We start from the raw sequence: 13,432 nt of genomic DNA on the forward strand, positions 1-13,432 counted from the left end.
ACACAATTACCAAGCCAATATAAACTTAAATATCCATTACTTAAATATTGATGAAAATCGTTTCGATCTCCTACTAAAAGTACAAATTAATCAACTAAAAACCATCCAATTAATAATCATAAGCTTACATCCTGAATTCTGAAACGCAATCCATTATTCTTTACCCATTCTAAATCACCTCTCCTTTTCTTGTCATTCAGTTGAGATAATATAACTTTGCACGAAATTTATTATAAGGGAAATACAGAAATGAGCAATAACAACAAAAAATTATTTTTGGAGACTTACGGTTGCCAAATGAATGTTGCTGATAGTGAAGTTGTAGCTTCGATAATGGAACATGATGGTTTTATCATTACAAAAAACCGCGAAGAAGCTGATGTAATTTTAGTAAACACCTGCTCGGTTCGTGAAAATGCAGAAACCAGAGTTCGGGGAAGAGTTCAAGGTTTTAGCGAATTAAAGAAAAAGAACCCAAAACTATTAGTTGGTGTAATTGGCTGCATGGCTGAACGACTCGGAGAGAAACTTTTTGATCAGGAAAAAAATGTAAATATTGTTGTAGGACCTGATGCATATATGGATTTACCTCTTTTGGTGAAAAAAGCTGAAAATGGAGAAAAAGCAATCAACATAGAACTCTCCCTTACCGAAACATACAAAGATATTTGCCCGTCGAGAATTGATGAAACTTCCATATCTGGTTTTGTTTCTATCATGAGAGGCTGCAATAATTTCTGCACCTACTGCATTGTTCCCTACACAAGAGGACGTGAACGCAGCCGAAACCCGGAAAGTATATTAAAAGAAGTTAAAGATTTGGCTGAAAAAGGATACAAAGAAGTTACTCTCTTAGGCCAAAATGTAAATTCATTTGCTTTTAAGAATTCTGTTTCTGAAGTCAGCTTCCCTGAGCTTTTAGAGATGGTTGCTGTTTCCGTTCCTGAAATGAGAATCAGGTTCGCAACGTCACACCCTAAAGACATGAGTGATGACACATTAAAAGCCATTGCCAAACATGATAATATCTGTAAGTTTATTCACTTGCCGGTGCAATCAGGAAGTGATTCCGTTTTGAAAGACATGCGCAGAAAATATACGCAGGAATGGTATAAAGACAGAATTGAAGCCATCCGAAGAATTATACCTGGATGTGGAATTTCCTCCGATATTTTTTGTGGATTCCATAATGAAAGCGAAGAAGATTTCAATCAAACCATTGAATTAATGAAATGGGCGAAATTCGATTTAGCCTATATGTTTAAATATTCAGAACGTCCGGGTACATTTGCTTACAAGAATTTAGAAGACAATGTTCCCGAAGAGGTAAAGCAAAGAAGATTAGAAGAGATGATTGCTCTGCAAAATCAGATTTCGCTGGAAAACAATCAAAGTGATATTGGACAGGTTTTCGAAGTTTTGATTGAAGGAATTTCCAAAAGATCTGAACAGGATGTATATGGAAGGACATCACAAAACAAAGTGATTGTATTTCCCAAAAAGAACTATCAAGTTGGCGATTTGGCAAATGTAATTGTTAAAGAATGCACCAAAGCAACTCTTGTCGGAGAAGCAGTTTAATTTGAATACACATATTAAAATCCAACAAGGCTGAATTATTCAGTTGTGTTGGATTTTTTTGGTATTTTTGCCAGACAGCCTGCATCAAAACCTTACTACTATGAAAATTCAGATTCGACCGGAAAACAAGAATGATTACAAAACGATATCCATGATTAACGACATGGCATTTGGTAGAGAAGCTGAAGGATTATTAGTTGAAAAACTTCGAAAAAACAAAAAGTTCATCAAAGATCTTTCCCTAGTTGCTTGCATGGGAAATGAAATAGTTGGTCATATTTTATTCTTTCCAATCGAAATTAAATCTGAGAATAACACATTTGATTCTTTAGCCTTGGCACCCATGTCGGTAATACCTGAATTGCAAGGATTAGGAATTGGGTCACAATTGGTAGAGAATGGATTGGCAAAGGCAAAAAAAATGGGGCACCAATCTGTAATTGTATTGGGGCACGATAAATATTACCCTGAATTTGGTTTTACTCCAGCTTCCAAATTCAATATCACATGTACTTTTGATGTGCCAAATGAAGTTTTTATGGCACTTGAATTGGAAAAAGACGCTCTAAAAACCGTTTCCGGATGTGTTGAATACCCAAAGGAATTTAACGACCTGTAAATCTCGAAATTTTCACTGTAATTATTTATTATAACTGCAGACAAGCAGTCCGAAAACGAACAGTACTTTGTTCACATCCGAACAATAATAATTATCTACAGCACAACACCTTCAGCACAACCACACACACAATCAACAGCTTATTAGCTTTGGTACAAATTATGATACTACCATCGAATTAATATTATTGTTCATGGAAAACCTATGTCCTAATTTTTAACACAATTCGACAAAACATGATTAAAAAGTTGTTTTTCATCACCACATTTTTAATTGCTCTTGCACAAAGTCTTCTCGGTATGGATAATCCTCAATGGTTGAGGTATCCGTCAATCTCTCCGGATGGTCAAACTGTTGTTTTTGAATATGGCGGCGATTTATTTACCATTTCTTCGGAAGGTGGTAATGCCACAGCACTAACCAGCAACCAGTCCTACGACTACCAACCTGTTTGGTCTCCCGACAGCAAAACTATCGCATTTGCTTCTGACCGATACGGGAATTTTGACATCTTCACAATACCTGTTGAAGGAGGAACTCCGAACAGAATTACATTTAATTCAAAAGGAGAAATACCATCTAGTTTTACGCCAGACGGACAAAACATACTATTTTCTTCAACAATTAGTGATGATTTCAAAAATGCAATGTTTCCGTCAGGCGTACTTCCTGAATTGTACAGTGTACCTGTAAATGGCGGCAAAGTTTCACAGATACTTACTTCGCCGGCATTGGATGCAAAGTACAGTAAAAATATGGAGTACATATTATACCGTGACAGTAAAGGATATGAAGATCATTGGAGAAAGCATCATACCTCGGCAGTTACCAGAGACATTTGGTTGTATGATGTTTCAAATAAAAAACACAGCATGTTCTCAACATTTGAAGGTGAGGATTTGTATCCTGTATTTAATGTATCAAATGATGAGATCTACTATCTAACAGAAAAATCAGGCAGTTTTAATGTTTGGAAAGCTCCTGTAAAAGATAAAACCCAACTGACTCAAATCAGTACATTTGAGAAACACCCGGTTCGTTTCTTAAGCATTTCTGACAGCAACAAACTTTGTTATTCCTGGAATGGTGAAATTTATACTCAGGAAGAAGGAAAAGCTCCTGTAAAATTAGAAGTTGCTATTGCTATTGACAATAAAGAAAATGAAGTAAATTTTGAAAAACTAAGCAGTGGCGCTACCGAAATGAGCGTTTCTCCAAACGGAAAAGAAGTTGCTTTCATTGTACGTGGAGAAGTTTTCGTGACCTCTGTTGAATACGGAACTACGAAACGAATTACCAACACTCCGGAACAGGAACGCTCGGTAAGCTTTAGTCCTGATGGAAAAGCTTTACTATATGCTTCGGAAAGAAACGGCAGCTGGAATTTGTACCAAACCAAAATGACGAGGGAAGATGAAACTCAGTTTGCCAACTCTACCATTTTAAAAGAAGAGGCAGTTTTGGAAATTGCTGCAGAAACCTTTCAACCAAAATATTCTCCTGACGGCAAAGAAGTTGCTTTTTTGGAAGATCGCGTTATCCTAAAGGTAATCAACTTAGAATCGAAAAAAGTTAGAACGATACTAGGCAAAAAATGGAACTATTCTTATTCTGACGGAGATCAGCATTACGACTGGTCGCCTGACGGCAAATGGTTTCTTGTTAATATTTATCCTCACACTATTTTTATGCCTGACGCAGCAATGGTTGATGCTCAGGGAAATCAGAAGGTGATTAACCTTACTGAAAGCGGCTACAGCGATTCTGATGCCAAATGGTCATTAAAAGGAAATGCAATGATTTGGTTCACCGACAAACGTGGATACCGTAGTCATGGAAGCTGGGGCTCACAATCGGATGTTTACATTCAATTCTTTAACCAGAAAGCATTTGATGACTTCAAACTTTCAAAAGAAGAAAAAGAATTAAAAGAAGAAGCTGAAAAAGCTAAGAAAGAGGAAGATAAGGACGATGACAAAGACAAGAAAAAGGATAAAAAGGACAAAAAAGACAAAGACAAAGTTGAAGATTTAAACATTGAATTTTCAGGAATGGAAGATCGTCAGATTTGTTTAACCATCAATCCTTCCAAACTTTCTGATGCAATCCTGACTCCTGATGGGAAAAAATTATTTTACCTAAGTAAATTCGAAGGTGGATATGATCTTTGGGTAAACGATCTGGAAGAGAAAGAAACGAAAAAAGTTCTTGACTTAAAAGGCGGCGGTGGCGCTATGCAGTTCGACAAGGAAGCAAAAAACCTGTTTTTAATGTCAGGCAACAGCATCATTAAAGTAGATGTTGCGACAAACAAACGAAAAGACATCAGCTACACTGCCGAGATGTATTTGGATAAAGCCAAAGAAAGAGAATATCTTTTTGAACATGTTTGGCGCACCATGTTAAGAAAATTTTATGATCCTGAAATGCATCAAGTTGACTGGGATTTTTACAAAAGTGAATACAAACGATTTTTACCTTATATCAACAACAATCACGATTTTGCAGAAATGCTAAGTGAGTTATTGGGTGAGTTAAATGCTTCGCATACCGGTTCCGGTTATCGCGCCAACTCAAAAAATCCTGATCAAACAGCAGAATTAGGCGCCATCCTTGATTGGAATTACGAAGGTGACGGTTTGCGAATTGCCGAAATCATTGAAAAAGGGCCGCTGAATCAAGCCGATTCAAAAATTATAGCTGGTACTATCATTGAAAAAATTGATGGGAATGTAATTTCGAAAAACGAAAGCTACTACCCATTATTAAACCACAAGGCAGGCAAAAAAGTACTACTAAGCCTTTACAATCCATACACGAAAGAACGTTGGGAAGAAACTGTAAAACCTGTTTCGAGCATTAACACACTGCTATACGAACGTTGGGTGAAAAAACGTCAGGAAGAATGCGAGCGCTTGTCGAACGGACGAATTGGATATGTTCATGTAAAAGGAATGGATTCGCAAAGCTACCGAAAAGTATATTCTGAAATTCTGGGTAAATATGGTACTTACGAAGCTATTATTGTTGATACAAGATTTAATGGCGGAGGCTGGCTGCACGACGATTTAGCAACTCTGCTTAGTGGTAAAGTGTACTCTACCCTTTCACCCAGAGGACAGGATTTTGGAACAGAACCACTTTCCAAGTGGAAAAAACCATCTGCTGTTTTAATTAGTGAGAGTAATTATTCTGATGCCTGTGCATTTCCATATGTGTACAAAACATTAAAAATCGGGAAACTGGTTGGGATGCCTGTTCCCGGCACTATGACTGCTGTATGGTGGGAAACTCTTCAGGATCCGACTTTATATTTCGGTATGCCAATGGTTGGAGTAAAAGACACCAAAGGAAAATACATTGAAAATCACCAAATAGAACCGGATATTAAAGTTAGAAATGACTACGAAGTTGTAACCAAAGGTGATGATCAGCAGCTTAAAAAAGCAGTTGAGTCTTTATTAAAAGAAATTGATGAAAAATAGTCTGTAAAATCAATGAACCTGCAATCAAACACTTCTTCCTGATGGAAGAAGTGTTCTGCAGGCAAAAGACATCTCACGAACGAACAAACAGCTCACAAATGGAATCAGGTTTAAAATGTATTAAATACGATTAACAACTAAGAACTACATATTCTGAATAAACTGAACCATTAAGTGTAAATGAGACGAAGCTCATCCCTCCTTTGATCACCTCAAATGAATTGAGTTTCGATCTCATTTTACTGGTATGGTTTTTGTTGATTAACAATGTTAAATAAAATTTTAAGAGATATTCCTGACCGCTTTTATTAACCTACTGGCAAACGGAATTATAGGGGTCTGTTCTCCTACTTTTTTCAAAACCTGAACAGACATAATTTGCCGAAAATAACACGGAATAGGGGCCGTTGCTATTTTCGGTTTTTTATTTACAACATCTTAAAAAACAGTCTTGGAATATTTTAGAACAATCAACTTTATTGTTAGCTTAACAAGCTGATGATCTAAAGTAATAACAAACAAAACAACTATACATAAAAATTCATCGAAAATAAAAATTCTATTATGAAACGATTCATTTATCTGGCTTTACTCCTTGGCTTTTCAAGTGCGAATGCTCAGGAGAACATAACTTATCAGAAGCCTTCCTCTGAGATCTTAGATTTAGTTGATGTGAAGGTTGCCCCATCGGTACTTATTGATGAAAGTAAAGATTTTATGGTTTTACGATATCGTGATTCGTATAAAACCATTGCTGAACTTTCTGAAGTTGAGTTGCGTCTGGGTGGTTTACGAATCAACCCAAAAACAAATATCGGTAGTAGAACAAACTATTACAACGATCTGAAATTAATTAATTTAAAAGAAACAAATACGAGTCCAAAACCCGTAACAGGATTACCGGAAAATCCTCGTTTAGCTAATTTCAAATGGTCACCCGATCAGAAAATGATCGCTTTCACTAATACAAGCCAAGATGGTGTTGAAATTTGGGTTTTGGATCTTAAAAAGGCTGTTGCTGCAAAATTAACAGAAGCCAATGTTAATGCCAATATGGGCGATGTAATTAACTGGTTCGAAGACAGTAAATCCTTATTGGTGAAAATGATTTCTGAAGACAAAAAAGAACTCATCGATACAAAAAACAGTATTCCAACCGGACCAACAATATCTGTTAATGAAGGAAGTAAAGCTCAAAACAGAACCTATCAGGATTTGCTGAAAAACAAAAATGACGAATACAATTTTGAACAATTGGCACTTTCGGATCTTTACAAAATATCCCTTAACGGAGATAAAGAAAAATGGTTAGGTGCAGCAATGTTTGAAAGTATTACCTTTTCTCCTGATGGAAACTATGTAATGCTAACCACAATCGAAAAACCATTTTCCTATCTGGTTCCCTACTCAAGATTCCCATTTAAAACCACAATATATTCGAGCCAAGGCGAAATGGTGCAAACAGTTTTGGAAGTGCCTTTGATTGAAGAACTGCCAAAAGGATTTATGGCAATAAGAACCGGAAGAAGAGATTTGAATTGGCGAGATGATAAACCCGCCACTTTAATTTATACTGAAGCTCTTGATGACGGAGATCCTGAAAATAAAGTGGATTTTAGAGATGAAGTATTTGAACTGGATGCTCCATTTAACGGCACGCCAAAAAGTATCTTAAAAACGATCAATCGATTCTATACTATTGACTGGGGCAACGACAATATTGCAATTGCCATGGATTACTGGTGGAATACCAGAAATATAAAAACCTACATGTTTAATCCATCGGATGCCAGTCAGAAACCCAAAATAATTTCGGATCGAAACTATCAGGACAAATACAATGATCCGGGAAACTTTGTACATAAAAGAAACAAATTCGGAAACTATGTACTGGCTTTAGATGGTGATAATGCATTCTTAATAGGAGATGGTTACAGTGAAAAAGGGCAATATCCCTTTGTTGATCAGTTAAATTTGAAGACCGAAAAAACCGAACGCCTGTATCAATCAACTTACGAAGACAAAATTGAAGACATTCAGGATTTTAATTCTCTAAACAAAAAGTTATTGGTGCGTATTGAATCTAAAACCGAATATCCTAATTATTATTTTAGAGATATCGATAAAAATAAGCTAAAGCAGCTTACCAATTTCGAGAATCCTTTTAAAAGCATCCAAAACGTGCACAAAGAAGTTTTAAACTACAAACGCGAAGATGGTTTGGAACTATCCGGAACGTTATATCTTCCTGTAGGTTATGATGTAAATAAAAAAGAAAAAATGCCAATGATTTTATGGGCTTACCCAAAGGAATTTAAAGACAAAACAAGTGCTTCTCAAAACACTCAAAATCCAAACGAGTTTACCTATCCATATTGGGCATCGCCAATATACTGGGTAACTAAGGGTTATGTTGTTTTAGATGATGCCTCATTCCCTATTATTGGTGAAGGTGAAACAGAACCAAACGATTCTTTCTGTAAGCAACTGGTTTCAAATGCCAAGGCCGCAATTGATGCGGTTGATTCTTTGGGCTATATCGATAGAAATAAAGTTGCCGTTGGCGGACATAGTTATGGTGCTTTTATGGTGGCCAATCTATTAAGCCATTCCGATTTGTTTGCTGCCGGAATTGCCCGAAGCGGTGCCTACAACAGAACATTAACACCATTTGGCTTTCAGAGCGAAGAACGCTCATACTGGGACGCCCCTGAAGTGTACTACAAAATGTCGCCTTTTATGCATGCCGACGAAATGAAAACTCCTTTGCTGTTAATTCATGGCGAAGCAGATAACAATTCAGGAACTTACCCAATGCAAAGTGAGCGGTATTTTAACGCACTAAAAGGATTGGGAGCTAACGTTCGCTTGGTAATTTTCCCAAAAGAAAGTCATAGCTACAGAGCCAAAGAGAGTATCCTTCATATGTTGTGGGAACAAGATCAGTGGCTTGAGAAATACGTTAAAAACAGAAAAATGGAATAAGTCTGCAAGTTTCAATTTTATACAAGAAGGGAATTCATTAGTAAAGATGAATTCCCTTTTTTTTAATGGGAAGCTGCACTTTAAATCTCATTTGTCTTTCGTAATTTTGATTTCCAAATACAACAAACGACAACATGAATTTCGAAATTAGTAGGACTGAAGACTTCAATACAATTAATTGGTCGGGCGGAACAAGTACTCAACTTTATATTTACCCTGCAAAATCAGATTACCAGCAAAGAGATTTTGCTTTTAGACTAAGCACAGCCACGGTAGAAGTTGAGAAATCCGATTTTACTTCCCTACCCGGTGTATCCCGAAAAATCATGATTTTAGATGGCGCGATTGAGATCATTCACAAAAATCGTTACAGCAAAAAGCTTGGCAAATTCGATACAGACAGCTTTGAAGGAGTGTGGAAAACCTCATCGATTGGAAAATGCATTGACTTTAATTTGATGACACGCGGCACTGCAAAAGGAGAAATCACTGCTCTTTCTATTGAAAAGAAACAGATTGTAAATTTACCTCTTGAAAAAGAAACGGATTTCCTGATTGGATATATTTTCTCAGGTGAAATTAGTCTGACTATAAATCAGAAAATTCATCAGCTGCAACAAGGAAACCTCTTGGTGATTACTCAGTTTGGCAGTGCAAACCTGCAACTAACAGGAAGTAGAGATAGTGAGGTGATCCTCTCGAAAATCACCATTTAAAATTTCGGCTTGTCAGATATTACTCGAGCATCCTTTTCCACAGGTGAGCAATACTTCGCAAAACTTTTGATCCGTTATTATTTTGCTGAGTAAAAGTATCTTTAAAGCTTTTCCCAAAACGCTTTGAGGCAAACAAAATAGTGCCATCGTTAAGAGTTAATTGCAGTTCCTTATGATTGTAACGCACAATGTAATCTTGATTTACTAATAAGCTATTGCTTATGGGATAGAAATTATAATCTATCATCAGCATCTCTTTATAGTAACCCAAATTTCTGGTGGTAGTGAGTCGATTCCCATTTCTTAAAAATACGTAGGCAATTACCCCATCGGCCTCGAGATATTTAATTTCATCGACAGTAACAAATTCGACAATACCATTGTGCAGGTGCAAAGCAATTTTATTGGTTTTATTTATGTTACTGTCCCCAACCCGATCTAAAAGCAAGCTTATTTGTCGGTTGAAATATTGTGATTTTAATTTCTCGGTTGCCTTATTTACAGCAGTTATCAAATCCGTATCATCTAAAGGTTTGTAAAGAAAATCGAGAGCCGAATATTTAATGGCTCTAAGGGTAAACTCTTTTGCACTTTCGCCAGTTATAAAAATGATTTCGAAGTCGATTTTGCCTTCATCCGAAAGCATTCGCAAAAGATCAAAACCCGTTCCTTTAGGCAATTGAATATCTAGAAATATGATATCGAAATGATTCGCTTTAATCTTTTCATAGGCATCATCAATACTAAATGCTTGTTGAATGTCTCTGATTAAAGGACACAATTTTTCGATTCTTTGTTTAATGTAGTTTGATGTATCTTCAACATCCTCAACTACCAATGTTGTATAAACTTCTTGCATAACCTGCTAATTAGTAAATGTCACACTTACTTCTGTTCCTTCATCAAGATCTTTGTATTCAATCTTAATTTTATAATCCAGATCGTTGAGAATTTCAATTTTTTTATTGATTAGTTCCAATCCTCTTGACTGATATAATTTAATTGAATCCTTTTTATTTTGCTGAGAGCGTTCCCGTCCAATTCCATTATCCCGAATAATACATTCCACACCATCTTCCCGATCCGAAAAATGGATTTGCAGAAATCCAATTCTATCAGCAGGCTCCAAACCATGTTTAATTGCATTTTCTACCAAAGGCTGCAAAATCATCGGCGGAATTGTTTTGTTTTGTAAATCATCGGAATCCAATTTAATTTCAAAATCAAACTTCCGTTCTTTGTGCTTTACCTGCTCCAATTCAATATACATCTGTAATAAATCCACTTCCTCTTTAATCGTAATTTCGCTGCTAACCGAAGCTCCCAATAAAACCTTTGATGATTTAATAGATGCCTCCATGTAAGCACGAATTAATCTCGAAAACTTAATTAGGTATTCGTTGGCCTTTTCGGGCTTATGCAAACTGATTAAATTCTGTACTGACGATAAAATATTAAAAACAAAATGAGGATTTAATTGTGCTTGGAGCGTGGCAATTTCAAGAAATTTTATTTTTCGTTCCCGATCCAACATTTTCATTTTAATATGCATTCTGGAATGAACAAAAAAACCAAGTATCAACACCAATATTACAAAACCAATTAAAGTATGCTGATAAAAACGAGGCTCCTTATAAAAAGGCAACGAAATTTTAAGATGCAAATGATCCTCTTTTTGTGTTGTAACATTTGGATTTCCGCCTGGGCGTGCCATAACATGAAAACAATAATTTCCCGAAGCCAAATTCCGATAGTTTGCATACTTCTTTTTTGTCCAATCGCTCCAAATCCTATCTACACCATCCAACTTGTATTTGAACATTGGATTGGTTGGCAAACCAAAACCTATCGCTTCAAAAGACAAATCCAATTCATTGCAACCTTTTTTCATGCAAATTACTGATCTGGTAATTGTATCCGAATAACTTATTCCCTTATCATTTAGACTTGTAATTCGCACATCATAAAAATCAGTATCAAAATTGACTTTAGCCAGATCAATAACCGAAGTGCATGTTGTAGAAGGAACGTACAACAAATCTTTATCGAGTAAAAAACCATTCTGACAAACCTCCTCGGACAAAAAGCCATTTCGAAAATTAAACAGCTTCATGCGGATATTTCCTTTGGAATAAAATGATGCCAAATCCATGGCAAAAACCTCCAAAGAAGTTCCTACAATCAGTAATTCATCACTTTTCGAGATAATTCCGGCAATATTGTTTTCGATAATTCCATCGTCGACTCTTCTAAATTCCTTATTTTGTGAATTGTAAAACCACAAACCATCCTTCCCTCCCATCCAAAAATTTCCTTTTACATCTTTATGGATGGAAAAAACACCATACTTAGGACCTCCCTCTATTTTTGAAAAACATTTCTTTTTTCGGTCGTATTTGGTGAGACAACCATTTGTCCCAATCCAAATATTTCCCTCCTCATCAAAATCTATTGTTTTAGGATGCGAAGGAACTAACTGCTTGCTTGAATCAATCAGGATCTCAATATTTTCCTTCTCATCGATAAAACCAAGTCCGTTCATTTGTCCGAATATAATTCGGTTGCTAACAGAATCGTATTTCGTGATCAATGAAATTCCGGTATCGAATTTCTTTGTGTTTTTGTAGTTGTATTTCACCAATCCGTAATGCGTTGGAAAATACAGAAAACCCTTTTTATCTTTCGAAGCACCATAATAATAATCAGTCTCCTTGCGGTGGAATGGTCCCGGAGCAAGAATTTCCTCCTTGGTCTGAGATTTCATGTCCAAACGATACAAAGCATCTTTATATACAGCACCATAAAAATGACCGTCATCCCCTTTAATCATTGTCCAGAAATCATTCATAAAGCTTCGGGGAAAATTGGATATAGGTCCGTTGAATATTTGATACAAGCCATTGTCCGAACCAGCCCAAATATTATTGTCCCGGTCTAAAATAGCGGGATATGGTGCTTTTATAAAAGCCAAATCAAATTTTGTGAAGGATTTTGTAACACTGTCCAAACGGTAAAAAGAATAGTCGTTGACATAAAGGTAATCCTTTACGGGCAAATGGTTTATTTTGATACTATCCACCTGGTTGTTGGTTCGGTAAACACTAAAATAATTGCTCTTATCAACCGGATTAAGATAATGTATGTCCTCATTTTCCTCCTCCACCAAAACAATTACCTCTCCCTTTAAAGCTAAAACCTTTCGATTTTTAGCACCTTCAAATTTAATTTCGCGCCCAATTTTTCCATCTACAATACTAAAGATTTGATTTAAATCCTGTATTGTAAAATACATTCCAGCTTTATCCTTTACATATGCAACCGAGTTTATGACCCCTTTAAAATCCACATCCGGCACAAACCGCTTTATTTCAAATGTATCCTGATACTGAAAAAGACAATTTTCAGACAAGATCCAATACTCTTTATTCCCTATAATCACCGCAGCAGGATTTTTGAAGTCAGTTAACAGCAACATATCCCTGCCATCAAATCGATAAAGCTGATCGTAGGTTTTCACATAAACCCGTCCTTTCGAATCGCTTTCAATTTGGGAAATACTTTGATTTGGCAGGTAATTCTCGAACTCTTCTCCGTTGAACTTCACCAAACCAGATTTAGTTCCTACCCAAATGTATCCTAAATGATCCTGATGAATTGCCCGAACCTGAATTTGAGGCAAACCCGAATGAGTTGTATAATTGATATATGGACGCTGCTGTGCAAACACAGAAAAAGTCAAAAAAATCAGGAACATGATGAGACAGCTTCTCCTCATTTTGAGTTTAGATATAAGGGGTTTTTAAATACAAATACCAAGATAGGAATTCTATTCTGAATTATGATTCAATAGATAACAAGTGAGCAGATAGAGTAACAAGTGGTAAATAATAAGACAATCCAAAGGAAACAAACTGTCAGAATATATATATGCTTGATTCTTAAAAAACGCCCACTTATTACCGCAAATTACCACTTGTTATTTTCTTCTGTGACTTGCCGTTGAATCCAACTACTTTTAAAAGAAAATTCAAATCTAAAACTCAAAA

7 protein-coding genes are annotated in these 13,432 nt (G+C 36.1%); 5 read left to right on the forward strand and 2 right to left on the reverse strand.

Annotation, left to right across the window (positions count from 1 at the left end; translation table 11 throughout):
- The first annotated feature begins 249 nt into the window (after positions 1-249).
- The 5 genes from miaB (at position 250) to BZG01_RS08530 (ending at position 9,386) form a co-directional block, all read left to right on the forward strand.
- Positions 250-1,581 carry a tRNA (N6-isopentenyl adenosine(37)-C2)-methylthiotransferase MiaB gene (miaB, locus tag BZG01_RS08510; protein ID WP_101309409.1) on the forward strand — a complete coding sequence of 444 codons (1,332 nt, stop codon included), beginning with the start codon at positions 250-252 and terminating at the stop codon, positions 1,579-1,581.
- 100 nt (positions 1,582-1,681) lie between these two features.
- Positions 1,682-2,200: a GNAT family N-acetyltransferase gene (locus BZG01_RS08515; RefSeq protein ID WP_101309410.1), complete on the forward strand. Its 519-nt coding sequence runs from the start codon at positions 1,682-1,684 to the stop codon at positions 2,198-2,200.
- A 236-nt stretch (positions 2,201-2,436) separates the two neighbouring features.
- Entirely contained in the window at positions 2,437-5,685 is a 3,249-nt protein-coding gene (locus BZG01_RS08520; protein WP_218973055.1) for a S41 family peptidase, read from the forward strand.
- A 564-nt stretch (positions 5,686-6,249) separates the two neighbouring features.
- A complete protein-coding gene (locus BZG01_RS08525; protein WP_101309411.1) occupies positions 6,250-8,670 on the forward strand; it encodes an alpha/beta hydrolase family protein in 2,421 nt (806 codons plus the stop codon).
- A gap of 134 nt (positions 8,671-8,804) precedes the next feature.
- On the forward strand, positions 8,805-9,386 hold the full coding sequence (locus BZG01_RS08530) for a HutD/Ves family protein (protein WP_101309412.1): 582 nt from the start codon (positions 8,805-8,807) through the stop codon (positions 9,384-9,386).
- 19 nt (positions 9,387-9,405) lie between these two features.
- Here the strand turns inward: BZG01_RS08530 and BZG01_RS08535 are convergent, their stop codons facing one another.
- Both BZG01_RS08535 and BZG01_RS08540 read right to left on the reverse strand, forming a co-directional pair.
- The gene (locus tag BZG01_RS08535; RefSeq protein WP_101309413.1) at positions 9,406-10,245 is read right to left on the reverse strand and encodes a LytR/AlgR family response regulator transcription factor; all 840 of its coding nucleotides are present in this window, start codon (positions 10,243-10,245) and stop codon (positions 9,406-9,408) included.
- A gap of 6 nt (positions 10,246-10,251) precedes the next feature.
- Positions 10,252-13,140, reverse strand: coding sequence for a sensor histidine kinase (locus tag BZG01_RS08540; protein ID WP_180327263.1), 2,889 nt, complete (start codon positions 13,138-13,140; stop codon positions 10,252-10,254).
- Positions 13,141-13,432 lie beyond the last annotated feature (292 nt).

This window comes from Labilibaculum manganireducens (assembly GCF_002843385.1).
GTDB classification, from domain to species: domain Bacteria; phylum Bacteroidota; class Bacteroidia; order Bacteroidales; family Marinifilaceae; genus Labilibaculum; species Labilibaculum manganireducens.